This window comes from Rhodanobacter sp. UC4451_H18 (assembly GCF_052978225.1).
Map to the genome: position 1 here is coordinate 1,331,483 of NZ_CM129663.1, position 25,731 is coordinate 1,357,213.

Here is a 25,731-nt window from a genome sequence, read left to right on the forward strand (position 1 = left end):
GGCCTAGTTGCCCAACGCAGCGCGCAAGGCCTTGCGGATGATGGCCTCGGCGCTGTCGCCATCGGCGGCGACCTTCTGCACCAGCCGGCTCACCTCGGCCGGCTTGTAGCCGAGCTGCTGCAGCGCCACCGTGGCCTCGCCCGCCGCGTCCAGCGCCGCGGCGGCACCGGGCAGGGATACGCCGCCGGGAGTGGACAAGCCGTCGACGCGGTCGCGCAGCTCCACCACGATGCGCTCGGCGGTCTTCTTGCCGATGCCGGGGATCTTGGTCAGCGCCACTACGTCGCCGGCATGCACCAGCCGGGCGAAGTGATCGGTGGAAACCCCCGACAGCACCGCCAGCGCGATCTTCGCGCCGATGCCGCTGACCTTGAGCAGGCTGCGGAACAGCGTGCGCTCGTTCTCGCGCAGGAAACCGTACAGCGCGACGCTGTCCTCCTTCACCGCGTGATGGATCAGCAAGGTCACTTCGGTGCCGGTGGCGGGCAGGTCGTAGATCGTGGACATCGGCGCCTCGACCTCGTAGCCGACGCCGGCCACCTCCACCAGCAGCGAGGGCGGCTGGCGGGAAACCAGGGTGCCACGCAGTCGGCCGATCACCGGCGCCGCCTCCACGCCGTGCGCGGGATGCCGACGCGGGCCAGGCTGGCGCGGGTGTGCGCATGCGCCACCGCGATGGCCAATGCATCGGCGGCGTCGGCCTGCAGCGGGCCCTTGAGGCCGAGCAGCACGCCGATCATGTGCTGCACCTGCGCCTTGTCGGCGCGGCCACTGCCGACCACGGACTGCTTGACCTCGGTTGCCGCGTATTCGTGCACCACGATCCCCCGACTGGCCACCGCGCAGATCGCGGCGCCGCGTGCCTGCCCCAGTTTCAGCGCGGAATCCGCATTGCGCGCCATGAACACGCGCTCGATGCCGCACTCGACCGGGTGATGGGCGGCGATGATGTCACACAGTTCGTCAAAGATGCGTTTCAGGCGCAGCGGGAAGCTGGCCTCGCCGGCCACCGCCAGCGCGCCATGGAAGACATGGGCGAGCCGGCCCGCCTCGTCCACGTCGATGATGCCCACGCCGGTGCGCTGGCTGCCGGGATCGATGCCGATGATGCGGATCATCACGATGCGATGCGAAGGCGCGAGGCCTCCGACTTATTCGGCCGTCCCGGCGGGCAGCAGGGCGTTGTGCGAGACCTCGCTCACGTCGTCCAGCGCATCGAGCTTCTCGAGCAGGTCGAGCAGCGGCTCCAGCGCTTCCGCCGGCACCTCGACGCGATTGTTCGGGCGCATCACCACGCCGGCGTGCACGGCGTTGAGGCCGGCGTCGATCAGGGCCTGCTGCACCGCCTCGAAGTGCTCCGGCGAGCACAGCACGATGCTCTCGCCGTGCTCGTTGATCACGTCGTCGGCGCCCGCTTCCAGCGCCGAATCGAGCACGAACTCCTCGGCGCTGGCGTCGTTGTCGGTGGCGAACACCAGTTCGCCGCAGCGGGTGAACTGGAACGCGACCGAACCGGACGTGCCCAGGTTGCCGCCGTGCTTGGTCAGCGCGTAACGCACGTCGGCGACGGTGCGGGTGGGGTTGTCGGTGAAGCAGTCGATGATCAGCGCGATGCCGGCCGGGCCGTAGCCCTCGTAGCGCAGCTCCTGCATGTCGGCGCCGCCGTCGGCACCGGAGCCGCGCTTGATCGCGCGCTCGATGGTGTCCTTGGTCATGTTGGCCGACAGCGCCTTGTCCACCGCCGCGCGCAGGCGCGGGTTGCCGCCAGGGTCCGCGACGCCCGCGCGGGTAGCCACGGTGATCTCGCGGATCAGCTTGGTGAACACCTTGGCGCGCTTGGCGTCCTCGGCGTTCTTGCGACCTTCGATGGACGGGCCTCTACCCATGGCGATTCCTGCATGAAGCGATTGGACAAGCGGGCAATTTTACCTGAAATCGGCAGGTGTGCCGGCGCCCGGCTCCGCGGCAAATCGCCCCTCGCGCAGGAAACAGGCCACCCGCCGCGCCACCTCCGGCGAGAACAGCAGACTGGTGTGGCTCGATTCGACCACGCAATGGTCGGCCAACCCCGGCAGGCGCGTCTCGGCCACCGCCACGGTGCCGTCGTGCTCGCCCTCCAGCTGACCCAGCACGGCGCCCAGCCCCAGCGCGACGCGGCCGGCGATCACGCCCACCTCGCGCTCGCCATCCCAGCGCTCGAACCCTTCTTCCAGCAGTTGGCGGTTGTGTCCCAGCAACAGCTCGCCGCCGCGACCCCAGCGGGCAAAACCGCGCGCGGCGGCACTGCCGCGCAGTGGCGAGCCGAGGCAGACGATGCGTCCCGGCGGCAGCGCCTTGCCGTCGCTGCAGGCCCGCAGCGCGAGCAGCCCGCCCAGGCTGTGGCCGACCAGGTGCACCGCGTCGGCCTCGCCGGCCAGCGTGGCGATGCGCTGGTGCAGGCGATCCAGGATGTGCTGCTGGCTGGCGGCCACGCTCAGGTAATCGAAGCGGTGCACGCGAAAGCCGGCCTCCATCAACCGGTGATGCAGCATGGACAGCGCGAACCCGCGCATCCACAGGCCGTGCAGCAGGATCACGTGGGCCTGCAGCCGGGACGCGGGATCGGGATTTCGGGATTCGGTCATCACGCGTCTCGCCACCACCGGCTGTCGGCAAGGGTACGCGCCTCGCGCCTCAGGGCTTGCCCTCGACGGTCGCCACCGACAACTCCTTCAGCTGGGCGGCGGATACCGGCGACGGTGCGTCGGTCATCAGGTCCTGCGCGCTGGTGGTCTTGGGGAAGGCGATCACGTCGCGGATCGACTCGGTGCCGGCCATCAACGCGGCGATGCGGTCGATGCCGAAGGCGATGCCGCCGTGCGGCGGCGCGCCGAACTTCAGTGCCTTGAGCAGGAAGCCGAACTTGGCCTCCGCTTCGTCGGCGCCGATGCCCAGCAGGCCGAACACCGCGCTCTGCATCTCCGGGCGATGGATGCGGATCGAGCCGCCGCCGATCTCGTTGCCATTGAGCACCATGTCGTAGCCGCGGCTGACGGCAGTGGCTGCATGGCTCTTCAGGTCGGCGATGTCGTCGATCTTCGGCGCGGTGAACGGATGATGCAGGGCCACGTAGCGCTGCTCGCCCTCGTCGTACTCGAACATCGGGAAGTCGGTAACCCACAGCGGCTTCCAGCCCTCCTCGACCAGGGAACGATCCTTGCCGACCTTGAGCCGCAGCGCGCCCATGAAGTCGGTGACGGTCTTCCACTTGCCCGCACCGACGAACACGATGTCGCCGGATTGCGCGCCGGTCGCATCGAGCACGGCATCGAGCGCCATGTCATCGAGGAACTTGGCCACCGGCGAGCTGATGCCCTCGCGGCCCTTCGCGCGATCCTCGACCTTGATCCAGGCCAGCCCCCTGGCGCCGTAGCGGGCGACGTACTCGGTGAGCCCGTCGATATCCTTGCGCGACAGCGCCGCAGCGCCGGGCACGCGCAGCGCGGCCACGCGGCCGGCCGGATCGTTGGCCGGTTCGGCGAACACCTTGAACTCCACGCCCTTCAGCGCGTCGGCCACGTCGACCAGTTCCAGAGCGATGCGCAGGTCCGGCTTGTCCGAACCGAAGCGGCGCATGGCTTCGGCCCAGGTCATGCGCGGGAAGCTCGCATCGAGCTCCACACCCTGCACCTCGCGGAACACGTGGCGGATCAGGTCCTCCACCATGTCCTGCACGTCCTTCTCCTCGACGAAGGCGAACTCCATGTCGAGCTGAGTGAACTCCGGCTGGCGATCGGCGCGCAGGTCCTCGTCGCGGAAGCAGCGCGCGATCTGGTAGTAGCGGTCGAAGCCGGCCATCATAAGGATCTGCTTGAACAGCTGCGGCGACTGCGGCAGCGCGTAGAACTGGCCCGGATGCACGCGGCTGGGCACCAGGTAGTCGCGTGCGCCCTCGGGCGTGGCCTTGGTCAGGATCGGCGTCTCGATGTCCTGGAAACCGCGCGCGTCGAGGTAGCGGCGCAGCGTCTGCACCAGCCGTGTGCGCTTGCGCAGCATCGCCTGCATCTCGGGGCGACGCAGGTCGAGGTAGCGGTAGGTCATCCGCATGTCCTCGTTGGGATTCTCGTGCAGCGCGAACGGCAGGTCCTTCGCCGGGTTGAGGACCTCCACGGTGTCGGCGAGCAGCTCGACCGTGCCGGTCTTGAGCTTGTCGTTCGCGGCCAGGCGGCGGCGCAACGTGCCGGTGACGCGCAGGCAGTATTCGTTGCCGATGTCGCCGGCGATGGCGAAGGCCGCGACGTTGTCGCGCTCGATCACCACCTGCGCCACGCCCTCGTGATCACGCAGGTCGACGAAAGCCACGTGCGCCTGCAGGCGGATCGTGTTGACCCAGCCGCAGAGGATGACGGTCTGGTCGATCAGGGCCTCGTTGACGAGGCCGCAGTAATGCGTGCGCATGCGCTGGAAACTCCGGGCCGGCTGGCGGCATGAACGGGGGAAAAGACCCGGAATCTTAGCATCGCCGGCCTTCCGGCAAACGCCGGGCCGCCGCGGCTGGAGCCGAACGGGAGGACGCGCGGGCGGACTCAATCCGCCCCGGCGGCCGCCTTGGCGGGTGCAGCGGGCTTGGCGGTGGACGCCTCCGGCGCCGACGCCGGCTTGCCTTCCGGGGCCGACTTGCTGCCCTCGCCCGCCGTGGTGCCGGCGAGGTTGTGCTTCTTCTCGCCGTCCTTCTTGAAATCGGTCTCGTACCAGCCGCTGCCGGCCAGGCGGAACGCCGGCGCACTGACCCGGCGGTGCAGTTTGGCTGCCGCGCAGGCGGGGCAGACGGTGGGATCGGCATCGGACAGCTTCTGCAGGCGATCAAAACGATGGCCGCAGCCGCTGCATTCAAATTCGTAGATGGGCATGGTGGTTTCTGGACTCCGGACCAGGATGGAGCGGGACTGGTCGCAATATCGGGTGGGCCGGCGCCGATTTCAACGCGGGCGGCGCGACCGGGCCGCGGGGCCGGCACGCACAGGGCGTCATCGTAGCGGCGCCACCGGGTGGTCGCCAGATCCGCGGGCGGCGGCGGTTCCCGGCGGCCGCGGGAGGGGCGACGACCTGGCCGGCGGAATGCCGCGGACAGGGTTTCACGGCCGGCGCCTACACGTCCACGGCGCGCCACGCTTGAACAGGGAGCCGAAAAACGGCCACTATGGCCTGCGCCGCACGCGGTGCAGCCGGGTGGGCGCCGCCACGGCGTCGGCCACGCCGTCGGCGCCGCGGCTTGCCGGCGCGAGGGCCGGCAATCAGGGGGTTATCAGCGCTCCATCAAGCGGAGGGGACAACGATGAAACGAACACGACGATTTGCCACCGGCACCATGCTGGCGCTTGCCGTGCTGGCGAGTGGCGCCGCCATGGCCCGCGAAGCACCGACCTTGACCGTCGCGGTGGTTGACTTCACCAACAACAGTGACTCCGTCGCCTGGTGGCACGGCGGCGTCGGCTCGCAACTGGCTGACGTGCTCAGCAACGAACTCAGCGCCACCGGCGACTTCAAGGTGATCGAGCGGCAGAAGATCAACGCCGTGCTGGCCGAACAGGATCTGGCCAGCTCGTACCGCATGCGCCCGGGCAGCAGTCCGCACACCGGCAACATCACCGGTGCGCAGTACCTGATCACCGGCAGCGTCGCCTCGTACACGGAAGACACCTCCAACACCGGCGGCGGCCTCAGCTTCGCGGGCTTCCACGTCGGCGGCGGCCAGGCCAAGGCCTATGTGGCGATCGACCTGCGCGTGATCGACGCGGAAACCTCGGAGGTCGTGTTCTCGCGCACGGTGGAAGGGCGCAGCACCGACAAGGCGATTCGCCTGAGCGGCTACACCCGCGGCGTCGGCGGCGACTTCGGCCACAAGGAGAAGACGCCGGCCAGCAAGGCGGTGCGCGCCGCGCTGATCGAGGCCACCGATTATCTCGACTGCGCCATGGTCAAGCGCGACGGCTGCGAGGCCCGCTACGAGCAGAAGGAACAGAAGCGTCGCCAGGGCGACCGCGATTCGCTGGATCTCGACTGAAGAGGTCGCCGGGTTCTCGATGTCGAAGCCCGGCCGCGCACCACCGGATGCGGATCGGGCACACCGGTGCCCGATCCGCGCGAGCGCAGCCACGCCTGCATCATGTCGCCGTTTGCGTGGCGCCGATGGCGCCATGATGCGTTCGCGAGGCGCTCGTGCGGAGGATGGCGCAAGCCCCTCGCAAGTTCCTTCGCCGCGCCGACGGCGCCGCGCTTGACAGGTCATTCTGCAGCAACCTAAGTTCGAGCCCGTCAGGGACGCACGACACCACATCCCCGAGCGAATGCGCGTGCCAGGTCGCAGTCATGGACCCGCCGACTACATGCTCGCCATTGCCCGGGGTTCGCGCATGCAAGCCAAATCATTCCCGATCCGGGGCGGCCTCGCCGCCGCCATCGCCCTCGTCCTGTCCTCGTTTGCCCTCTCCCTGCCCGCGCGCGCCCAGGACCCCGGCGCCGCGCCGGACAAGCCTGCCGCCAAGGATGTCACCGCACTGCAGGCGGTGGTGGTCACCGGCACCCGCGTGTTCGACCGCACCGAAGCCACCTCGCTGGCGCCGATCGACGTGCTGACGCCGAAGGACCTGGTCGGCACCGGTGCCACCGACCTGGCCACCGCGCTGCGCGTGCTGCTGCCCTCGTTCAACTTTCCGCAGCCCTCGGTGACTGACGCCACCGACGCGATCCAGCCCGCGCAACTGCGCGGGCTCTCGCCGGACCAGACGCTGGTGCTGATCAACGGCAAGCGCCAGCACACCACCGCGATCGTCAACGTCAACGGCTCACTGGGCCGCGGCTCCTCGCCGGTGGACATCAACGCGATCCCGGTCAACGCGATCGAGCGCGTCGAGGTACTGCGCGACGGTGCCGCGGCGCAATACGGTTCGGACGCGATCGCCGGCGTGATCAACATCATCCTCAAGGGTGGCGCGCAACACGGCTCGCTCAGCCTCACCGGCGGCCAGTACAGCAAGGGTGACGGCACCACCTGGCAGGGCGGCGCCGATGGCGGCTTCAAACTCGGCGACAAGGGCTGGGTGCACCTGAGCGCGAACGCCAGCCACCAGGACCCGACCAATCGTGCCGGTGCCGACGTGCGCTACCCGGGTGATCCCAGCTACGGGCAAGTCACCTTCCACTACGGCATCCCGCTGGTGCGGGCCAGGCAGGCGGCGATCAACCTGCAGTACGACTTCACCCCGAACGCGCAGCTCTACGCCTTCAGCCTGTTCAACAAGCGCGACGTCAGCGCCGGCGGCTTCTTCCGTTCGCTGTCGACCTATGCCGGCAGCTACCCCGGCGCGGCGGCGGTCTATCCGGACGGCTATCTGCCGATCGAGAACAGCGCGATCCGCGACGACAGCGAAGTGCTCGGCTTGCGCGGCACGGTGGCCGGCTGGCATTACGACCTCAGCGCCAACACCGGCGGCAACCACTGGAAGCTGCACACCAGCGACACCTACAACTACTCGCTGGACCCGGATTCGCCCACCGGCTTCTACATCGGCACCCTGACCAACCGGCAGGATGTCTACAACGCCGACTTCAGCCGCGACTTCCAGCCAGCCATGCTGCCGAACGGCTTGTCCGTGGCCTGGGGCCTGGAATACCGCCGCGAGGAGTTCACCCTCAAGCAGGGCGACGCCGCCTCGTACGCCGGCTCCGGCGCGCAGGTGTTCCCCGGCTACCAGCCCGGCGACGCCGGCTCGCACTCGCGCAAAAGCCGCGCGCTTTACGTGGACCTGGAGAGCGACCTCACCGACAAGCTCTCTGCCGGGCTGGCGGTGCGCCGCGAGCATTACAGCGATTTCGGCGGCACCACCTCGGCCAAGTTGTCCGGGCGTTTCGCGTTGACCGACACGCTGGCCCTGCGCGGCACCGTGTCGAACGGTTTCCGCGCGCCGTCGCTGCAGCAGGAGTACTACTCCAGCACCGCGATCAACTTCGTCGCCGACGGCAGCGGCAACCTGATCCCGTACACGATCCGTACCTTCCCGGTCAGCAACCCCGCCGCGCAGGCGCTGGGTGCGCAGGCACTGAAGCCGGAGAAATCACGCAACTACAGCCTCGGCCTGGTGCTGACCCCTTCCAGCGGCTTGTACACCACACTGGATTTCTACCAGATCGACATCGACCACCGGATCATCCTCAGCGGCAACCTGGTCGGAACGCCCGTGCAGGATTACCTCACCTCCGTGGGCATTCCGTTCGTCAGCGGCGGCCGCTTCTTCACCAACGCGGTCGACACGCGCACGCGAGGCGTCGACCTGGTGGCCACCTGGCCGCTGCAGCTGGAACACTCCGCGCTGAAGTTCACCGGCGGAGTGAACTACAACAAGACCGACATCCGCGCGATCGCGCCGAACCCGCCGCAACTGGGCCTGGTCGGGCTGACCTTGCCGATCATCGACCGCACCGAACAGGGCCGCATCACCAAGGGTGCCCCGCGCACCAAGGCGTTCCTCGCCACCGACTGGAACGTCGGCAACTGGAGCTTCCACGGCCAGCTGACCCGCTACGGCCAGTTCACCACGCTGGGCAACAACCCGGCCACGGACCAGACCTACGGCGCACGCTTCGTGCTCGATGCCAACGCGAACTACGCCTGGAACAACTGGACCTTCACCGTGGGCGCCAACGACCTCAACAACGCCTACCCCGAACGCAGCAGCGCCGCCAACAACTTCCACGGCATCCTGACCTACTCGGGCTCGTCGCCGTTCGGCTTCAGCGGCGCGTACTACTACGGCACGGTGGCCTATCACTGGTGAGCTGATCGGCTGGGGCGAGGTCGACGCGCGGGATCTGCGCTGCGGCCTCCACACGGGAACCGACACCGAACGCGGCGCGCCGGAAGCATCCGCCGCGCCGGGTTGACCCGCGGCTACCGGAACACCAGCTGGCCGCCGGCGGTCGACACGTGGATGGTGTCGCCGCCCTGGAAACGACCCTCCAGGATCTGCCGCGCGAGCGGATTCTCCAGTTGCTGCTGGATCGCCCGCTTCAGCGGCCGCGCGCCGTAGACCGGATCGAAGCCGACGTTGCCGAGCAGGGTCAGCGCGTCGTCGCCCACGTCCAGCTTGAGCTGCCGCTCGGCCAGGCGCTTCTCCAGGTATTCGAGCTGGATCTTCGCGATGGCGCGGATCTGGTTCTTGTCCAGCGGCCGGAACACCACGATCTCGTCGAGCCGGTTGATGAACTCGGGGCGGAAGTGCGCCTGCACCACGCCCATCACCGAGGCCTTCATCTGGGTGTACTGCTCCTCCGCGTCGCCGCCGCTTTCCGCCGCGTCCTGGATCATCTGCGAGCCGAGGTTCGAGGTCATCACGATGACGGTGTTGCGGAAGTCCACGGTGCGGCCCTGGCCGTCGGTGAGGCGGCCGTCGTCCAGCACCTGCAGCAGGATGTTGAACACGTCCGGGTGCGCCTTCTCCACCTCGTCGAGCAGGATCACGCTGTACGGCCGGCGCCGCACGGCTTCGGTCAGATAGCCGCCTTCCTCGTAGCCGACGTAGCCCGGGGGCGCGCCGACCAGGCGCGAGACGGAGTGTTTCTCCATGAACTCGCTCATGTCGATGCGCACCATCGCGTCGGTGGTGTCGAACATGAATTCGGCCAGCGCCTTGCACAGCTCGGTCTTGCCCACGCCGGTGGGGCCCAGGAACAGGAACGAGCCGTTCGGCCGGTTCGGATCGGACAGGCCGGCTCGCGAGCGGCGGATCGCGTCGGCCACGGCGTGCACGGCCTCGTCCTGGCCGACCACGCGCTTGTGCAGCTCGTCTTCCATCTTCAACAGCTTGTCGCGCTCGCCTTCCAGCATCTTGCTGACCGGGATGCCCGTCCAGCGCGACACCACTTCGGCGATTTCGTCGGCGGTGACGCGCGTCTGCACCAGCTTGAAATCCTGCGTCTCGGCGGCCTGCGCCGCGGCGAGCTGCTTTTCCAGTTCGGGCAACTTGCCGTACTGGATCTCGCTCATCCGCGCGTAATCCTGCGCGCGCCGCGCCGCTTCCAGATCCTGGTTGGCCTGTTCGATCTGCTCCTTGACCTTGGTCGTGCCCTGCAGCGCGGCCTTCTCGGATTTCCACACCTCGTTGAGGTCGGAGAACTCGCGTTCGAGCTTCTCGATGTCGGCTTCCAGGTCGGCCAGGCGCTGCTTCGATTCGCTGTCCTTCTCCTTCTTCAGCATCTCGCGCTGGATCTTGAGCTGGATCAGCCGACGTTCGAGCCGGTCCAGTTCCTCCGGCTTGGAGTCGATCTCCATGCGAATGCGGCTGGCGGCCTCGTCCATCAGGTCGATCGCCTTGTCCGGCAGCTGGCGGTCGGCGATGTAGCGGTTCGACAAGGTCGCGGCGGCGACGATCGCCGGGTCGGTGATCTCCACGCCGTGGTGCACGGCATAGCGCTCCTTCAGGCCACGCAGGATCGCGATGGTGTCCTCCACCGATGGCTCGCCCACGAACACCTTCTGGAAGCGCCGCTCCAGCGCGGCGTCCTTCTCGATGTACTGGCGGTATTCGTCCAGCGTGGTGGCGCCGATGCAGTGCAGCTCGCCGCGCGCCAGGGCCGGCTTGAGCATGTTGCCGGCATCCATCGCGCCCTCACCCTTGCCGGCGCCGACCATGGTGTGCAATTCGTCGATGAACAGGATCACCCGGCCTTCCTGCTTGGCCAGGTCGTTGAGCACGGCCTTGAGCCGTTCCTCGAACTCGCCGCGGAATTTGGCGCCGGCGATCAGCGCACCCATGTCCAGCGCCAGCACCCGGCGACCGCGCAAGCCCTCGGGCACTTCGTCCTTGATGATGCGCTGGGCCAGGCCTTCGACGATCGCGGTCTTGCCCACGCCGGGCTCGCCGATCAGCACCGGGTTGTTCTTGGTGCGCCGCTGCAGCACCTGGATGGTGCGGCGGATTTCCTCGTCGCGGCCGATCACCGGGTCGAGCTTGTTGCGCTCGGCGCGCTCGGTGAGATCGATGCAGTACTTGTCCAGCGCCTGACGCTGTTCCTCGGCGTTCTCGCTCTGCACCTTCTCGCCGCCGCGCAGCTTCTCGATCGCCGCTTCGAGATGCGCCCTGGTCGCCCCGGCGGCCTTCAGTGCCGCGCCCAGTTCGCCCTTGTCCTCCAGCGCCGCGAGCACGAACAGTTCGCTGGCGATGAACTGGTCGCCGCGCTGCTGCGCCAGCTTGTCCGTGAGGTTGAGCAGGCGGTTGAGGTCGTTGCCGAGATTGATGTTGCCCTCCTGCCCGCGGACCTGCGGCAGGCGATCGAGCAACTCGTTCACGCGCTGCATGAGCATCGGCACGTTGACCTGCGCCTGGGTCAGCAGCGGGCCGGTCGAGCCACCCTGCTGGTTGAGCAGCGCGGCCATCACGTGCGCCGGTTCGAGCATGTTGTTGTCGCGGCCCACGGCCAGCGACTGCGCGTCGGCCAGCGCCTGCTGGAACCGCGAGGTGAGTTTGTCCATTCGCATGTCGAGAATCCCCGCATCGGTAGGGCGGCAATCGCCACGGCGCAAACGTGTGGCCGGAATGCACCGATTCAAGCTGGCCCGGTCGGCCGATCGCCGTTCACCGTGGCCGCACGCGGCGCATGGCCGGCTCTTCACATTCACCCTGTTACGGTGCGGCCCGATGTCCACGCCACGCCCCGCCAACGCCACGACCCACGCGCCGCTTCCCCCTCCGCCGCTGCCCACAGCAGACACTGCCTGGGCGCTGTTGCTGGACGTGGACGGCACCTTGCTCGACTTCGCTGATGACCCGCATGCGGTGCGCGTGGACAACGAGCTGCTCGCCCTGCTCGACGCGCTGCACGGGGCGACCGGCGGCGCGCTGGCGCTGGTCAGCGGGCGCCGGCTGGACGACATCGACCGCCTGTTCGAGCGCCCGCACCGGGCCGCCATCGGCCTGCACGGAGTGGAGCTGCGCGCGGCTACCGGCGAACTGCGCCGCCATGTGGTGATGCCGCTGCAACAGGCGCGCATGCAACACGAGGCGCAGGCGCTGGCCGCGCACTTTGCCGGCGTGCAGCTGGAAAACAAGCAGCAGGCGGTTGCGCTGCACTGCCGCGGGTCGTCGGACGAGTGGCAACAGTTGCGCGAGGCGGCCATCGGCGCGATCGCCCATCTGCCCGGCTACGAACTGCAGGCCGGTCGCCGCGTGCTGGAGTTCAAGCCCGGCGGCATGGACAAGGGCCGCGCCGTCGCCGAACTGCTGCAAGGCGAACCGTTCAAGGGCCGGCTGCCGGTCTACCTCGGCGACGACCTCACCGACGAGCACGCCTTCGACGCGGTCAATCGCGCGCACGGACTCAGTGTCCGCGTCGGTGACCGCCATCCCAGCGCCGCGCGCTTCACCCTGCCCGATCCGGTCGCCACGATCGCCTGGCTGGCCCGCGTCCTGGGCGCACTGATGCAAGGAGCCCCCACCCATGCCCGACCATCCGAACGAGAAACCTCGCGCCAGTCTTGAACTGGGCGTGATCGGCAACGGCAGCGTGGCCGCGCTGGTCGACAGCCACGCACGCATCGTCTGGTGTTGTCTGCCGCGGTTCGATGCCGACGCCAGCTTCTGCAGCCTGCTCTCGCCGACCCTTCCCGGCGGCGACTGGGCGATCGAGCTGGAGCACTTCGACCATGCCGAGCAGTTCTACCTGCGCAACACCGCGGTGCTGGTCACGCGGCTGTTCGACCGCCAGGGCGGCGCGATCGAGATCACCGACTTCGCCCCGCGCCACCGCGCCTCCGGCCGGCTCTACCATCCCGAAATGCTGGCGCGGCGCGTGGCGCCGATCTCCGGTTCGCCGCGCATCCGCGTCCGCATGCGCCCGCTGTGCGACTACGGCGCGCGCACGCCGCAGACCACCTCCGGCAGCAACCACATCCGCTACCTGCTGAGCGACACCATCCAGCGACTGACCTGCGACGTGGCGCCGCTGATGGTCGAACGCGGCCTGCCATTCGGCCTGGAGCAGCCCGCGCACTTCCTGTTCGGTCCGGATGAGACGCTGGAAGGCAACGTGTCGGACTTCATCCACCTGGCACTGGAACGCACGCTGGACTACTGGCGCGAATGGACCCGCTACCTGTCCATCCCGTTCGAGTGGCAGGAGGCGGTGATCCGCGCCGCGATCACGCTGAAGCTGTGCCAGTACGAGGCCACCGGCGCGATCGTGGCGGCGTTGACCACCTCGATCCCGGAGTCGCCCGGCAGCGGGCGCACCTGGGATTACCGCTACTGCTGGCTGCGCGACGCCGCCTTCACCGTGCGCGGCCTCAACCGGCTGGGCGCCACGCGCTCGATGGAGGAGTACATCCGCTACGCCTTCAACCTGGTCGCCAACCGCGGGCAGGCCGAACTCGGCCCGGTGTTCGGCATCACCTTTGCCGAGCAATTGCCCGAGCGGCAGGTCGACACGCTGGCCGGCTACCGCGGCGACGGGCCGGTACGCGTGGGCAACGACGCATGGCAGCAGCGCCAGAACGATGTCTACGGCTCGGTGCTGCTGGCCTCGGCACAACTGTTCTTCGACCAGCGCCTGCAGCATCGCGGCGACAAGGTGACTTTCGAGCGGCTGGAGCAGCTGGGCAAAACCGCTCTGCGCATGGCCGAAGAGCCCGATGCCGGCCTGTGGGAGTACCGCGGGCGCATGGCCGTGCACACCTACTCGGCGGCGATGTGCTGGGCCGCGTGCGACCGTCTGGCGCACATCGCCACCGAGCTGGGGCTGGAGGACCGCGCGCGCTGGTGGCATGACGAGGCGGCCGCGCTGCACGGGCGCATCGAAGCGCGCACCTGGAACGAAAAGCTTGGCCATTTCGTCGACGCCTACGACGGCGAGCGGCTGGACGCCAGCCTGCTGCTGCTGGCCGACATCGGGTTCGTCCAGGCGAGCGACCCGCGCTTCGTCGCCACCGTCGACGCGATCGGCGAGAAGCTCGGCCATGGCGACTACATGTTCCGCTACATCGCGCCGGACGACTTCGGCGCGCCCGAAACCAGCTTCAACATCTGCACGTTCTGGTACATCGACGCGCTTGCCGCCACCGGCCGCGAGAAGCGCGCCCGCACCACCTTCGAGAACATGCTCGCCCAGCGCACCACGCTGGGCCTGCTCTCGGAGGACATCGCGCCGAAGACCGGCGAGCCGTGGGGAAACTTCCCGCAGACCTATTCGCTGGTGGGGCTGATCCAGTCGGCGATGCGCCTGTCCCGCCGCTGGGAGGACGCCATGTGATGGCGCGCAAGACTCCCGGCCGGCTCATCGTGGTCTCCAACCGCGTCGCACTGCCCCACCAGACCGCCGCTGGCGGGCTCGCCTCGGCCCTGCGCGCGGCGCTGGCCGAAAACGGCGGGCTGTGGTTCGGCTGGAGCGGCAAGGTGAGCGCCGCCGAGACCGGCGCCGAACTGCACCAGGCCAGCGACCACGGCATCGACTACGCCACCGTGGACTTCTCGCGCGCCGACCACGACGCGTTCTACGCCGGCTTTTCCAATGGCGCGCTATGGCCGCTGCTGCACTACCGGCCGGACCTGGTCGACTACCAGCGCAGCCATCTGGACGGCTATCTGCGGGTCAACCGGACCTTCGCCGAGCGCCTGCGTCCGCTGATCGGCCCGGACGACACGATCTGGGTCCACGACTACCACCTGATCCCGCTGGCCGCCATGCTGCGCAAGCTCGGCGTGAAGAACCGCATCGGCTTCTTCCTGCATACGCCGCTGCCCGCCGCCGGCCTGCTGATTGCCCTGCCCAACCACCACGAGCTGCTGGAAACACTGGCCAGTTACAACCTGATCGGCGTGCACACCCATCGCTACCTGCGCGCGCTGGAGGATTATTTCCTGCACGAGGCCGGTGCGGTGATGCGCCTGGGCGGGCGCATGCGCATGCCCGGCGGGCGCGAATTCCGCGCCGGCGCCTTCCCGATCAGCATCGACACCGAACACATCGCCGGGATCGCGCAGAAAGCCGTGGGGCTGAAGGAAATCGTGCAGCTGCGCGAAAGCACCCGCGGCATCGCGCTGATCATCGGGGTCGACCGGCTGGACTATTCAAAGGGCCTGCCGCATCGCTTCCAGGGCTACGCGCGGCTGCTCGAACGCGACCCGGAGCTGCACCGCCACGTCACCTTCATGCAGATCGCGCCGCCCTCGCGCGGCGCGGTGCTGGAGTACCGCGCGATCCGCCGCGAGCTGGAGCGCAGCGCCGGCCACATCAACGGCAAGTACGCCGCGCCGGACTGGGTGCCGATCCGCTACATCAACAAGTCGTTCCCGCACCGCCTGCTCGCCGGCTACTACCGCAGCGCGCGCGTGGGCCTGGTCACGCCGCTGCGCGACGGCATGAACCTGGTGGCGAAGGAGTACGTGGCCTGCCAGGACCCGGAAGACCCCGGCGTACTGGTGCTCTCGCGTTTCGCCGGAGCCGCGCTGGAACTGGGCGATGCCTTGCTGGTCAACCCGGCCGACACCGAAGAGGTCGCCGACGCCCTGGAGCAGGCGCTGCACATGCCGCTGACCGAACGGCGCCGGCGCTGGAAGGCGATGATGCGGGTACTGCGCCACAACGACATCACGCATTGGCGCACCGGTTTCCTGGAGGCGTTGCGCGCGCCCGGGAAACCCGCGCCGGATCAGCCCTGAGCGAGCCAGATCAGGCTGGCGAAGCGGCCGCTGGCGGCGCCGTCGCGCCGGTACGAGTAGAAACGCGGGTCGGCATGGGTATCGTCGCCGCCGCCGTAGACGCGCGTCACGCCCGCGCGCGCCAGGCGCTGCCGCGCCAGCGCGACCAGGTCGCAGCGCCAGTGGCCCGGGCGCGTGGCCTCGAAGCACGCCGCGGCAGCCGCGTCGCGCGCGACGAACGCGGCGCGCACTTCCTCGCCCACCTCGTACGACGGCGCGCCGATGCACGGGCCCAGCCACGCCAGCACGCGCGCCGGCGGGCTGACCATCTGCGCCAGGGTGGCCTCCAGCACGCCGGCGGCGAGGCCGCGCCAGCCGGCATGGGCCGCACCGATCTCGCCGCCATCCTCGCTGCACAAAAGCACCGGCAGGCAATCGGCGGTGAGGATCGCCAGCACCGTGCCGGGAATGTGCGAGACCGCCGCATCCGCCTGAGGCTCGTGTGCGCTGGGCAGCGGGCCGAGTTCGGCCACGCCGCAACCGTGCACCTGATGCAACCAGCGCGGCGCGGCCGGCAGTCGCAGCGCCTGCTGCAGCGCGCCGCGGTTCGCCATCACGGCCTCGGCCGCATCACCGCAGCGCAGGCCGAGGTTGAAGCGCTCGAACGGCGCGGAAGACACGCCCGGTCCCAGCCGCGTGGTGACGGCCGCGTGGACTTGCGGCGGCGCGGGCCAGTCGGGAAAGATCCAGCTTTCAGTCATGGGGGCCGGGATTGGAGATCGGGGATCGGGGATCGGGGATTCCCCAAGCATCGCACGGCTGGCGGCGGCGCGTACCGACCCATCAATACGGGTCCGGACCGTGTTCGGCCAGATCCGCACGCAGCGCCTCGATCAGGGCCAATTGATCGGCGGGGCGCTCGGCCGTGAACGACAGCGCCTCGCCGGTGACCGGATGCACGAACGAGAGTTTCTCCGCGTGCAGCGCCTGCCGGCGGAAGCCGCGCAAGGCGGCGACCAGGCCGTCACTGGCGCCCTTGGGCAACTTGAGGCCGCCGCCGTACAACGGGTCGCCGATCAGCGGGTGGCCGATGTGCGCCAGGTGCACGCGGATCTGGTGGGTGCGGCCGGTTTCCAGCTGGCATTGCAGCAGGCTGTGCGCGCGGAAGCGCTCGCGCACGCGGTAATGGGTCACCGCGCGCTTGCCGTCCTCCTCGTCACGCACGGCCTGGCGCAGGCGGTCGCCCATGCTGCGGCCGATCGGCTGGTCCACCGTGCCGCCGGCCACCATCGTGCCCATCACCACGGCTTCGTACTGGCGTTCCACTTCGTGCCGCGAGAGCAGATCGACCAGCGCGGTATGGGTGGACAGCGTCCTGGCCACCACCATCAGGCCGGAGGTGTCCTTGTCCAGCCGATGCACGATGCCGGCGCGCGGCAGCTCGGCCAGCTGCGGGTCGTGGTGCAGCAAGCCGTTGAGCAGCGTGCCGGCCGGGTTGCCGGCGCCGGGATGCACCACCAGTCCGGCGGGCTTGTCCAGCACCAGCAGGTCGGCATCCTCGTACACGATCGTCAGCGCAATCGCCTCGGGCTGGCTGTGCACTTCCGTTTCCAGTTCGACATCCAGCTCGACCCGCTCGCCGCCGCGCAGCAGTTGCCGCGGCGCAGCCGGGGCGCCATCCAGGGTCGCCGCGCCGGCCTTGATCCAGCCGCTGAGCCGCGAACGCGAATAGGCGGGGAACATCTCGGCCAAAGCCTGGTCGAAGCGACGGCCTGCTGCACTCAGCGGAACCTCCGCCTGCTGCCGTATGGTGGTCATGCCAGCCCCCGCGGGCGGCAACCGGTTTCAGTTATCATGCCTGTTCGTTCCGACATCCGAATTCATTCCTATGCGCCCATCCAGTGGCTCGACCACGCCATCGTTGTTCCCGCTGCACGCCGCCAGGCTGCTCGCCGTGGTCGCCCTGGTGGCCGTGCTTGGCGCCTGTTCGATGTTCGGCCGCAAGGGCAACACCATCGACACGATGCCGCTGGAGCCGCTGTACAACCGCTCCCACAGCTTCCTGGAGGCGGGCAATTACTCCGGCGCGGTGCGGGCGTTCCAGCGCCTGATCGCGCGCTTCCCGTCCGGTCCGTACAGCGAGCAGGCCCAGCTTGAGCTGGCCTATGCGCAATACAAGGACAACCAGCCGGACGAGGCATTGTCCACCATCAACCGCTTCATCAAGACCTATCCGGCCAACAAACACGTCGATTATGCCTATTACCTGCGCGGCCTGATCAATTTCGACCGCACCAGCGGCTTCATCGAGCGCTTCACCAAGCGCGCCGGCGGGCTGACTCGCCGCGACCAGGGCTACAACCTGCAGGCGTTCGACGATTTCTCCGAACTGTCGCGGCGCTTCCCCGACAGCGCCTACACCGCCGACGCACGCCAGCGCATGATCTACCTGCGCAACCTGCTGGCGCAGTACGAGATCAACGTGGCCGAGTTCTACCTGCAGAACAAGGCCTACATCGCGGCGGCCGACCGCTCGCAGTACGTGATCGAGCACTACCAGCAGGCGCCGCAGACCGGCGATGCGCTGGCCATCCTCGCCCGCAGCTACCTGGCGCTGGACCGCAAGGAACTGGCTGCGCAGACCCGCGAAGTGCTGGCGCTGAACTATCCGAACCACCCCTATCTCACCGATCCCAAGTGGCCGCACGCACCCTCGCTGGTGCGCAAGATGATTCCGTTCTCCGGGCATCATTGAGCCGGCTGCTGCGCGGCCGGGAACGGTAAACAGGAAGGACATACGCACGACCGCCGGGCGGTCCTCCCGGGAATCCCGGCTCAGCGCCACCCTGACGTGATCGGGTAACGGCGTTCGCGGCCGAAGGCGCGCGTGGTGACGCGGGGGCCGGGGGCGGACTGGCGGCGTTTGAACTCGTTGAGCAGCACCAGCCGCGCCACCCGCTGCACCGTGGCGGCATCGTGGCCCGCGGCCACGATCTCCGCCTGCGACTGCTCACCCTCGATGAAGCGTTCGAGAATCGCATCCAGCTCGTCGTACGGCGGCAGCGAATCCTGGTCGACCTGGTTGTCGCGCAGCTCGGCCGAGGGCGGACGGGCGATGACTTCGGGGGGAATCGGCAATCGGGAATCGGGCATCGTCGAAGAGCCGGATGTCGGCGAGGACATGCGTTCCCGGTTACCGGCTCCATTGCGCCACCGCGCCAGCCGATACACCACCGTCTTGTACACGTCCTTGAGCGGCGCGTAGGCGCCGCACATGTCGCCGTACAGGGTGGCGTAACCCACGGCCATTTCACTCTTGTTGCCGGTGGCGAGCAGCAGGCGGCCGTGCTTGTTGGACAGCGCCATCAGCATCACGCCGCGCGTGCGCGACTGCAGGTTCTCCTCGGTGGTGTCGGCGGCCTTGCCGGCGAAGGCGGGAGTGAGCGCATCCATGAACGACTGGTACGTCGCCTGGATCGGGATCACGTGGTAGTCCACGCCCAGCTGCTCGGCCTGCGCGCGGGCACCGTCGAGCGAGAGCTGCGAGGTGTAGCGGGTGGGCATCATCACCGCGGTGACGCGCCGGGCGCCCAGCGCGTCGACCGCCAGCGCCAGCGTCAGCGCCGAGTCGATGCCGCCGGAAAGGCCCAGCAGCACGCCGTCGAAGCGGTTCTTGTCGATGTAGTCGCGCACGCCGCGGACCAGCGCCGCGTACAGCGTCGCCTCCATCGACGAGTCGGCCGGCACCGGCCAGTCGATCGCCGCGAGCGTGCGCGTGGCCGGGTCGAACTCGGCCCACAGCAGCGCGTCGACGAAGGCCGGCGCCCGTGCCGCGATCGACCCGTCGCCGTTGACCAGGATCGAGGCGCCGTCGTAGACCACCTCGTCCTGGCCGCCGACCAGGTTGAGGTAGGCGATCGCGCAGCCGGTTTCGCGCGCCCGCGCCGCCAGCACGACCTCGCGCTCGGCCTGCTTGCGGTCGTCCCACGGCGACGCATTGATCACCACGATCAGCTGCGCGCCCGCAGCCGCGGCCTGCGCGGCCGGCTCGGGCTGCCACACGTCCTCGCAGATCAGCAGGCCCACGCTCACGCCCTCGATCACGCGCGTCGTGGTGCCGTTGCCGGGGCGGAAATAGCGCAGGTCGTCGAACACGCCATAGTTGGGCAGCGCCTGCTTGTGCGCGGTGCACTCGATCCGCCCCTCGCGCAGCAGGCTGGCGCCGTTGTAGACCTCGCCGGCGCTGTGCGGATGGCCGACCAGCGCCGCGACGCCCTGCGCCGCGCAGGCCAGCGCGCACAGCTCGCGCTCGCAGGCGGCGAGAAAGCTCGGCCGCAGCAGCAGATCCTCCGGCGGATAGCCGCTCAGGGTCAGCTCGGGAAAGGCCACCAGCGCGGCGCCGCCTTCGCGCGCCTGTGCCATCAGTCCTGCCGCCTTGGCGGCATTGGCCGCCACCGCGCCGACGGCAAAATCGTGTTGGGCCAGCGCCAGTCGCAGCTTTGCCATGGACGCAGCATTCCTTGGATTCAATCGGCGAATGGTAGTGGAATGCCGCGCCGGGTGGCCCGTCCACGCGGGCGCTGCATTCAGATCCGCCGATCGTGCGGCGGATCGTTGCCGGCGCGTGACGGCGCCGAAGCCAAAAAAAAGGCCGCGCAATGCGCGGCCCTTGTTCTCCTGCGCCAACGCCTACTTCATCAGCTTGGCGAGCGCCTTGCCCAGGTCGGCCGGCGACTTCACCGTGGTGACGCCGGCCTTCTCCAGCGCGGCGAACTTCGCCGCGGCGGTGCCCTTGCCGCCGGAGATGATCGCGCCGGCATGACCCATGCGCTTGCCCGCCGGAGCCGAGGCGCCGGCGATGAACGAGACCACCGGCTTCTTCACGTATTCGCCGATGAACTCGGCGGCGTCTTCCTCGGCGCTGCCGCCGATCTCGCCGACCATGATGATGCCTTCGGTCTGCGGATCGTCCTGGAACAGCTTGAGGCAGTCGATGAAGTTCAGGCCGTTGATCGGATCGCCGCCGATGCCTATCACCGTGCTCTGGCCGAGGCCTTCGTTGGTGGTCTGGAACACCGCCTCATAGGTGAGCGTGCCGGAGCGCGAGACCACGCCGACCCTGCCCTTGCTGTGGATGTGGCCGGGCATGATGCCGATCTTGCATTCGCCGGGGGTGATGATGCCGGGGCAGTTCGGCCCGATCAGCACGATCTCCGGATGCTGCTGCAGCACGTTCTTCACGCGCAGCATGTCCAGCACCGGGATGCCTTCGGTGATCGCCACGATGGTCTTGATGCCCGCGTCGATCGCCTCGAGGATCGAGTCGGCCGCGAACGGCGGCGGCACGAAAATGACGGAGGCGTCGGCGCCGGTTTCCAGCACCGCTTCATCCACCGAGTTGAACACGGGCAGGCCGATGTGCTCCGAACCGCCCTTGCCCGGGGTCACGCCACCGACGACTTTGGTGCCGTAGTCGATGCACTGCTGTGCGTGGAAGGTGCCCTGCTGGCCGGTGAAGCCCTGCACCAGCACCTTGGTGTCTTTGTTTACGAGAACGCTCATGTTTCGATTGCTCCTCAGGCCTTGGCCGCAGCCACGGCTTTCTGCGCCGCGTCGTTGAGATCATCCGCCGGCGTGATCGCCAGGCCGGAGTTGGCCAGCAGTTCGCGGCCCTGATCGACATTGGTGCCCTGCAGGCGCACCACCACGGGAATCTTCAGGCCCACTTCCTTGACCGCGGCGATGATGCCCTCGGCGATCATGTCGCAGCGGACGATGCCGCCGAAGATGTTGACCAGGATGCAGTTGACCTTGTCCGAGGAGGTGATCAGCTTGAACGCCTCGGTCACCCGCTCCTTGGTGGCGCCGCCGCCGACGTCGAGGAAGTTGGCCGGCTCGCCGCCCGCCAGCTTGATCACGTCCATGGTGGCCATCGCCAGGCCGGCGCCGTTGACCATGCAGCCGATGTTGCCGTCCATCGTCACGTAGTTGAGGTTGCTCTGCTGCGCGGCGGCTTCGGCGGCGTCTTCCTGGGTCAGGTCGCGCATCGCGGCCAGGTTCGGATGACGGAACTCCGCGTTGTCGTCGGAGTTGACCTTGCCATCCAGCGCAGCGAGGTTGCCGTCTTCCAGCACGGCCAGCGGGTTCAGCTCGACCAGGGCCAGGTCCTGCTCGTTGAACAGCTTGTACAGGCCCAGCATGATCTTGGTCAGCTGGTTGACCTGCTTGTTGTTGAGGTCCATCGCGAAGCCGAGCTGGCGGCACTGGTACGGCTGCAGCCCTTCGACGAAATCGACCACGATGGTGTGGATGTCTTCGGGCGTGTCGCGCGCCACCTGCTCGATGTCCACGCCGCCATGCTTGGAGGCGATGAACGAGATGGCCTTGGAATCGCGGTCCACCAGGATCGACAGGTACAGCTCGCGGGCGATGTCGGTGGCGTCGGTCACCAGCACCAGGTTCACCGGCAGCGCACGCCCGGCCGACTGGTAGGTTGCCATGTTGGTGCCGAGCATGCCCTTGGCGGCGGCGCGCACGTCGTCGAAGCTCTTGCAGAACTTGACGCCGCCGGACTTGCCGCGGCCGCCGGCGTGGATCTGCGCCTTGACCATCCATTGCGTGCCACCGAGCGCCTTGGCGGCATCGACGGCGGCGTCGGGGGAGTTGGCGACCTTGCCCGGCGGCACGGCGATGCCGTACTGCGCGAACAGTTCTTTGGCCTGGTATTCGTGGAAATTCATTCGATACCTCGAGCGAACGGAGAAACGATGACGGCCGCACGCATGAAGAAAGGCGTGGGTCAGGGGATCGGCGGTGGAATCACACACGACCTGGTCGCGGCACAGGGCCGGACACGGGCCGAACCGCAGCAAACGGCCGCCCATTTTCGCGGAAGCGGGCCGCAATGGAAAGGGCGGACTCCCGCCGCGAGCGGCCGGGCGGCGATTTTCCGGCCTCCACGACGGTGGTGCGGCTCCCGCCCGGGGTTGCCCGGGGCGTCATATACTCGACCGCAACCGCATCGGAATCGCAGCCTACGTGTCCACCCTAGCTACGTTAAACGATCCGCGCGCAGGGACGGCGACGATCCGCCACGAGCTGTCGTTCCTCAATGTTTTCAGGCTGGTGCAGGCGCTGGTGTACGTCGCCCTGGCATTCAGCCCGCCCGGCATGGGCTGGCCGCAGCTGGCCGCGCCGGGCTTCGCGCGCACGCTGGCCACGCTGTACCTGATCTTCGCGCTGCTGGCGCTGCTGCTGAACCGGCGCAGCATGGCCCACGCAAAGACCGCCGTGGCCGCCACCCTGGTGGTCGACGTCGTCGCCGCGGTGCTGGCGATCGTGGCGATGCACGATGCGCGCATCGGTATCGCGATGATGCTGGCGGTCAACCTCTGCGCCGGCGCGCTGATCCTGCCGCTGCGCATGTCCGGCTTCTTCGCCGCGCTGGCGACGCTGGGCATGCTGGGCATCTCGCTGTTCGGCTGGTCGCTGTCGCCCCACGCCGGTGACCGCGACCTGCTCGAAGCGGCGCTGTTCGGCCTGGCCTATTTCGCCACCACCGCCCTGTGCAGCGTGCTGGGCCAGCAGCTGCGCGCCACCGAGGCGCTGGCCGAGCAGCGCAGCACCGACCTGGCCAACCTGTCGCAGATCAACGAACTGATCATCCGCCGCATGAAGACCGGCGTGCTGCTGGTGGACGACGCCAACCGCATCCACCAGATCAACGAATCGGCCTGGATGCTGCTGGGCAATCCCGGCGCCGACCAGCGCGACCTCGGGCTGCTGGCGCCGGAGCTGTCGCGCCGGCTGTACCACTGGATGACCTCGGGCAAGCTCGACGAAACCGCCACCCAGCTCGCCGACGGCGTCCCGGAAGTGGTGCCGCGCTTCACCCGGCTGGCGCCGAACGACGACTCGCACGTATTGATCTTCCTCGACGACACCTCGCTGCTGTCGCGCCGCGCGGAGGAGCTCACGCTCAGCTCGCTCGGCCGGCTGTCGGCCTCGATCGCCCACGAGATCCGCAACCCGCTGGCGGCGATCCGCTACTCGGCGCAGCTGCTGGCCGAATCGCGCACCATGGACGGCGCCGACCAGCGCATGGTCGAGATCATCAACAACCACTGCGTGCGGCTCAACGAGATCATCGAGAACATCCTGCAGCTGTCGCGCCGCGAGCGTTCGCGCCCGGAAGCGCTGGACCTGGGCGACTGGGCGCAGGATTTCGTGGAGGAATACCGCCAGGGCAACGACCTCGGCGCCGACTCGCTGCGCGCGATCGCCAGCACCGGCGTGGCGGTGGTCGCGCTGGCCGATCCGCAGCAGCTGCAACAGGTGGTGTGGAACCTGGTGCAGAACGCGCTGCGCTACGGCCGCCTGCCCGGCGAGCCGGCGCGGGTGATGGTGGTCGCACGCCAGGGCGAGCATGGCGTGCCGATCCTCGAGGTGATCGACCGCGGCCCCGGCATCGCGCCCAAGGTGGCCGCACAGATCTTCGAGCCGTTCTACACCACCCACGAATACGGCACCGGCCTGGGCCTGTACCTGGCCAAGCAGATGAGCGAGGCCAACCAGGCCGCGCTGGAGTACGTGCGCGTGGCCGGCGGTGGCAGCTGCTTCCGGCTTACCCTGACGCCGGCGCAGATGAACCGCGGCGCCGGCGACGGCGAAGCCGAAGGCTGAAGGTTCCGACGCACCGCCGAGAGGCGGTGAACTTTTCAACCTCTCACGCCGGCCATGGCGAAGGCATGGCCGTGGTTTGCTTCACCAGCGCTGGCGACCCGCCTCGTGGCTCAGGTGGAGCGAACAATCAGGTTGACCGGCAGGCATTCCGATCCGGCCGGCTCGCCCTCGATCAGCGCCAGCACCTTGCGCGCCAGCAGCATGCCGCCTTCCTGCCAGTCCTGCCGCACCGAACTCAGCGGCGGCAAGAAGCTGGCGCCCAGCGGCATGTCGTCATAGCCCACCACCGACACGTCGGCCGGCACCGCGCGACCGAGATCCAGCGTGGCGCGGATCGCGCCCATCGCCAGCAGGTCATTGCAGGCGAAGATCGCGTCGAAGCCGACCTTGCGTTCATGCAGCGAGTGCACCGCGTCCATGCCCGAGTCCACGGTGAACTCGTCGCGCCGCAGCAGCAGCGGCTTGATCCCGCGCACCGCCAGCGCGTCGATGAAACCGTTCAGGCGCTCGAAGATCTCCGGGTGGCTGGGATTGCCGATGAACACCGGACGGCGCCGGCCCAGCGCGATGAAGTGCCGCGCCACCACCGCGCCGCCGAGGCGGTTGTCGCTGCCCACCACCACATGCGCGTCGCTGGCCGACTGCGCACCCCACACCACCATCGGCAGGTTCAGCTTGTCGAAGCGGCGCACCGCGTCCTGATGCGCGCCCTGGCCCAGCAGGATCAGCCCGTCGGCGGCCTGCACCGCCGCCGCGCTGGCGCCCTGGCGGGTGGTCAGCAGCACGCTGTAGCCGGCCGCGGTCAGTTCCTGCGAGATGCCGCCCAGCAGCACCAGCGGGTAAGGGTCGAACATGGTTCGGTCGGTGGACGGCTTCATCTCCACGATCACCGCCACGGTATGGCTGCGGCGCAGACGCAGGTTGCGCGCGCTGATGTTGAGCTTGTAGTCGTGCTCGCGCGCCAGCGTCTGGATCCGTTCGCGGGTCTGTGGATTGACCAGCGGACTGTTCCCCAGCGCCCGCGAGACGGTGATCTTGGATACCCCGGCCAGCTGCGCCAAGTCGGCCATGGTCAGGCCACCCGACGCGTGCCGGCGCACGCCCTTCTTGCTCAACTGCCCGGTTCCCTGTTGGTCTGGCCGATCCCGGCCCGGTGCCGCCACGCCGCCATCCAGCAACGGCGCTGGCCTACGCCCGCAGTGTGTCGACATTCGCCGTGCCGATGCAAGCTCGCGCCGGGCCGGGCCGGGCCGGGCCGGGCCGGTGCGGGTTGCGCCGTGGCGCATGGGGCGAGTGCCAGGCCCCGGCCGCCGCCTCCCGCCACAGCATGGTCATGGCGATCTCCGCAGCAATTGTTATCGGTATCTTGATACCGATAACAATT

20 protein-coding genes are annotated in these 25,731 nt (G+C 68.7%); 7 read left to right on the top strand and 13 right to left on the bottom strand.

Annotation, left to right across the window (positions count from 1 at the left end; genetic code table 11):
• Positions 1 to 3: 3 nt before the first annotated feature.
• The 6 genes from ruvA to ACVCMG_RS06315 all read right to left on the bottom strand — a co-directional run bounded on the left by ruvA (position 4) and on the right by ACVCMG_RS06315 (position 4,889).
• Positions 4 to 600, bottom strand: a complete 597-nt coding sequence (gene ruvA, locus ACVCMG_RS06290) for a Holliday junction branch migration protein RuvA (protein WP_447097085.1) — start codon at positions 598 to 600, stop codon at positions 4 to 6.
• Positions 597 to 1,118 (bottom strand): crossover junction endodeoxyribonuclease RuvC, encoded by a 522-nt coding sequence (gene ruvC, locus ACVCMG_RS06295; RefSeq protein ID WP_447115129.1) that lies wholly within the window; start codon positions 1,116 to 1,118, stop codon positions 597 to 599. Before ruvC ends, ruvA begins: the two co-directional genes overlap by 4 nt.
• A gap of 33 nt (positions 1,119 to 1,151) precedes the next feature.
• Positions 1,152 to 1,886 (bottom strand): YebC/PmpR family DNA-binding transcriptional regulator, encoded by a 735-nt coding sequence (locus ACVCMG_RS06300; RefSeq protein WP_447115130.1) that lies wholly within the window; start codon positions 1,884 to 1,886, stop codon positions 1,152 to 1,154.
• A gap of 39 nt (positions 1,887 to 1,925) precedes the next feature.
• Positions 1,926 to 2,624 carry an esterase/lipase family protein gene (locus ACVCMG_RS06305; RefSeq protein ID WP_395116810.1) on the bottom strand — a complete coding sequence of 233 codons (699 nt, stop codon included), beginning with the start codon at positions 2,622 to 2,624 and terminating at the stop codon, positions 1,926 to 1,928.
• Positions 2,625 to 2,673: 49 nt separating this feature from the next.
• Positions 2,674 to 4,437 carry an aspartate--tRNA ligase gene (gene aspS, locus ACVCMG_RS06310; RefSeq protein WP_447115131.1) on the bottom strand — a complete coding sequence of 588 codons (1,764 nt, stop codon included), beginning with the start codon at positions 4,435 to 4,437 and terminating at the stop codon, positions 2,674 to 2,676.
• 128 nt (positions 4,438 to 4,565) lie between these two features.
• Positions 4,566 to 4,889, bottom strand: a complete 324-nt coding sequence (locus ACVCMG_RS06315) for an FmdB family zinc ribbon protein (RefSeq protein ID WP_447115132.1) — start codon at positions 4,887 to 4,889, stop codon at positions 4,566 to 4,568.
• A gap of 425 nt (positions 4,890 to 5,314) precedes the next feature.
• On the opposite strand from ACVCMG_RS06315, the gene ACVCMG_RS06320 reads away from it, so the two are divergent.
• Together ACVCMG_RS06320 and ACVCMG_RS06325 are read left to right on the top strand one after the other, a co-directional pair.
• Positions 5,315 to 6,043, top strand: a complete 729-nt coding sequence (locus ACVCMG_RS06320) for a CsgG/HfaB family protein (protein ID WP_395116804.1) — start codon at positions 5,315 to 5,317, stop codon at positions 6,041 to 6,043.
• A gap of 349 nt (positions 6,044 to 6,392) precedes the next feature.
• Positions 6,393 to 8,813, top strand: a complete 2,421-nt coding sequence (locus ACVCMG_RS06325) for a TonB-dependent receptor plug domain-containing protein (protein ID WP_447100826.1) — start codon at positions 6,393 to 6,395, stop codon at positions 8,811 to 8,813.
• 113 nt (positions 8,814 to 8,926) lie between these two features.
• Here the strand turns inward: ACVCMG_RS06325 and clpB are convergent, their stop codons facing one another.
• A complete protein-coding gene (gene clpB, locus ACVCMG_RS06330) occupies positions 8,927 to 11,512 on the bottom strand; it encodes an ATP-dependent chaperone ClpB (RefSeq protein WP_395116800.1) in 2,586 nt (861 codons plus the stop codon).
• A gap of 160 nt (positions 11,513 to 11,672) precedes the next feature.
• Between clpB and otsB the strand changes: the two genes are divergently transcribed.
• Genes otsB through otsA form a run of 3 tightly spaced genes read left to right on the top strand, consistent with a single transcriptional unit; the run spans position 11,673 to position 15,686 of the window.
• Positions 11,673 to 12,512 (top strand): trehalose-phosphatase, encoded by an 840-nt coding sequence (gene otsB / locus ACVCMG_RS06335; RefSeq protein ID WP_447115133.1) that lies wholly within the window; start codon positions 11,673 to 11,675, stop codon positions 12,510 to 12,512.
• Complete coding sequence (locus tag ACVCMG_RS06340; protein ID WP_447105700.1) at positions 12,472 to 14,277, top strand: glycoside hydrolase family 15 protein; 1,806 nt, start codon at positions 12,472 to 12,474, stop codon at positions 14,275 to 14,277. The genes otsB and ACVCMG_RS06340 overlap by 41 nt, the downstream gene beginning before the upstream one ends.
• A complete protein-coding gene (otsA, locus tag ACVCMG_RS06345) occupies positions 14,277 to 15,686 on the top strand; it encodes an alpha,alpha-trehalose-phosphate synthase (UDP-forming) (protein WP_447115134.1) in 1,410 nt (469 codons plus the stop codon). Before ACVCMG_RS06340 ends, otsA begins: the two co-directional genes overlap by 1 nt.
• Here the strand turns inward: otsA and pgeF are convergent.
• Together pgeF and rluD are read right to left on the bottom strand one after the other, a co-directional pair.
• Positions 15,677 to 16,426, bottom strand: coding sequence for a peptidoglycan editing factor PgeF (gene pgeF / locus ACVCMG_RS06350; RefSeq protein WP_447100828.1), 750 nt, complete (start codon positions 16,424 to 16,426; stop codon positions 15,677 to 15,679). The two genes, otsA and pgeF, sit on opposite strands and share 10 nt — an antisense overlap.
• 82 nt (positions 16,427 to 16,508) lie before the next feature.
• A complete protein-coding gene (gene rluD, locus ACVCMG_RS06355) occupies positions 16,509 to 17,483 on the bottom strand; it encodes a 23S rRNA pseudouridine(1911/1915/1917) synthase RluD (protein ID WP_447097095.1) in 975 nt (324 codons plus the stop codon).
• A gap of 70 nt (positions 17,484 to 17,553) precedes the next feature.
• Between rluD and ACVCMG_RS06360 the strand changes: the two genes are divergently transcribed.
• Positions 17,554 to 18,420 carry an outer membrane protein assembly factor BamD gene (locus tag ACVCMG_RS06360; RefSeq protein ID WP_395116788.1) on the top strand — a complete coding sequence of 289 codons (867 nt, stop codon included), beginning with the start codon at positions 17,554 to 17,556 and terminating at the stop codon, positions 18,418 to 18,420.
• An 80-nt stretch (positions 18,421 to 18,500) separates the two neighbouring features.
• On the opposite strand, the gene ACVCMG_RS06365 is transcribed toward ACVCMG_RS06360, so the two are convergent.
• The 3 genes from ACVCMG_RS06365 to sucC all read right to left on the bottom strand — a co-directional run bounded on the left by ACVCMG_RS06365 (position 18,501) and on the right by sucC (position 22,405).
• Positions 18,501 to 20,171 (bottom strand): NAD+ synthase, encoded by a 1,671-nt coding sequence (locus ACVCMG_RS06365; RefSeq protein ID WP_395116786.1) that lies wholly within the window; start codon positions 20,169 to 20,171, stop codon positions 18,501 to 18,503.
• 183 nt (positions 20,172 to 20,354) lie between these two features.
• On the bottom strand, positions 20,355 to 21,227 hold the full coding sequence (gene sucD / locus ACVCMG_RS06370) for a succinate--CoA ligase subunit alpha (RefSeq protein ID WP_395116784.1): 873 nt from the start codon (positions 21,225 to 21,227) through the stop codon (positions 20,355 to 20,357).
• A 14-nt stretch (positions 21,228 to 21,241) separates the two neighbouring features.
• Positions 21,242 to 22,405, bottom strand: coding sequence for an ADP-forming succinate--CoA ligase subunit beta (gene sucC / locus ACVCMG_RS06375; protein WP_447099541.1), 1,164 nt, complete (start codon positions 22,403 to 22,405; stop codon positions 21,242 to 21,244).
• A 298-nt stretch (positions 22,406 to 22,703) separates the two neighbouring features.
• Between sucC and ACVCMG_RS06380 the strand changes: the two genes are divergently transcribed.
• Positions 22,704 to 24,347 (top strand): sensor histidine kinase, encoded by a 1,644-nt coding sequence (locus tag ACVCMG_RS06380; protein ID WP_447115135.1) that lies wholly within the window; start codon positions 22,704 to 22,706, stop codon positions 24,345 to 24,347.
• 110 nt (positions 24,348 to 24,457) lie between these two features.
• On the opposite strand, the gene ACVCMG_RS06385 is transcribed toward ACVCMG_RS06380, so the two are convergent.
• Entirely contained in the window at positions 24,458 to 25,462 is a 1,005-nt protein-coding gene (locus tag ACVCMG_RS06385; RefSeq protein ID WP_447115136.1) for a LacI family DNA-binding transcriptional regulator, read from the bottom strand.
• Positions 25,463 to 25,731: the final 269 nt, after the last annotated feature.

Bases quoted from the DNA above. Each gene is read 5' to 3' on its own strand.
- ruvC (WP_447115129.1), bottom strand. From the start codon at position 1,118: ATGATCCGCATCATCGGCATCGATCCCGGCAGCCAGCGCACCGGCGTG.
- ACVCMG_RS06300 (WP_447115130.1), bottom strand. From the start codon at position 1,886: ATGGGTAGAGGCCCGTCCATCGAAGGTCGCAAGAACGCCGAGGACGCC.
- ACVCMG_RS06305 (WP_395116810.1), bottom strand. From the start codon at position 2,624: ATGACCGAATCCCGAAATCCCGATCCCGCGTCCCGGCTGCAGGCCCAC.
- aspS (WP_447115131.1), bottom strand. From the start codon at position 4,437: ATGCGCACGCATTACTGCGGCCTCGTCAACGAGGCCCTGATCGACCAG.
- ACVCMG_RS06315 (WP_447115132.1), bottom strand. From the start codon at position 4,889: ATGCCCATCTACGAATTTGAATGCAGCGGCTGCGGCCATCGTTTTGAT.
- ACVCMG_RS06320 (WP_395116804.1), top strand. From the start codon at position 5,315: ATGAAACGAACACGACGATTTGCCACCGGCACCATGCTGGCGCTTGCC.
- ACVCMG_RS06325 (WP_447100826.1), top strand. From the start codon at position 6,393: ATGCAAGCCAAATCATTCCCGATCCGGGGCGGCCTCGCCGCCGCCATC.
- clpB (WP_395116800.1), bottom strand. From the start codon at position 11,512: ATGCGAATGGACAAACTCACCTCGCGGTTCCAGCAGGCGCTGGCCGAC.
- otsB (WP_447115133.1), top strand. From the start codon at position 11,673: ATGTCCACGCCACGCCCCGCCAACGCCACGACCCACGCGCCGCTTCCC.
- ACVCMG_RS06340 (WP_447105700.1), top strand. From the start codon at position 12,472: ATGCCCGACCATCCGAACGAGAAACCTCGCGCCAGTCTTGAACTGGGC.
- otsA (WP_447115134.1), top strand. From the start codon at position 14,277: ATGGCGCGCAAGACTCCCGGCCGGCTCATCGTGGTCTCCAACCGCGTC.
- pgeF (WP_447100828.1), bottom strand. From the start codon at position 16,426: ATGACTGAAAGCTGGATCTTTCCCGACTGGCCCGCGCCGCCGCAAGTC.
- rluD (WP_447097095.1), bottom strand. From the start codon at position 17,483: ATGACCACCATACGGCAGCAGGCGGAGGTTCCGCTGAGTGCAGCAGGC.
- ACVCMG_RS06360 (WP_395116788.1), top strand. From the start codon at position 17,554: ATGCGCCCATCCAGTGGCTCGACCACGCCATCGTTGTTCCCGCTGCAC.
- ACVCMG_RS06365 (WP_395116786.1), bottom strand. From the start codon at position 20,171: ATGGCAAAGCTGCGACTGGCGCTGGCCCAACACGATTTTGCCGTCGGC.
- sucD (WP_395116784.1), bottom strand. From the start codon at position 21,227: ATGAGCGTTCTCGTAAACAAAGACACCAAGGTGCTGGTGCAGGGCTTC.
- sucC (WP_447099541.1), bottom strand. From the start codon at position 22,405: ATGAATTTCCACGAATACCAGGCCAAAGAACTGTTCGCGCAGTACGGC.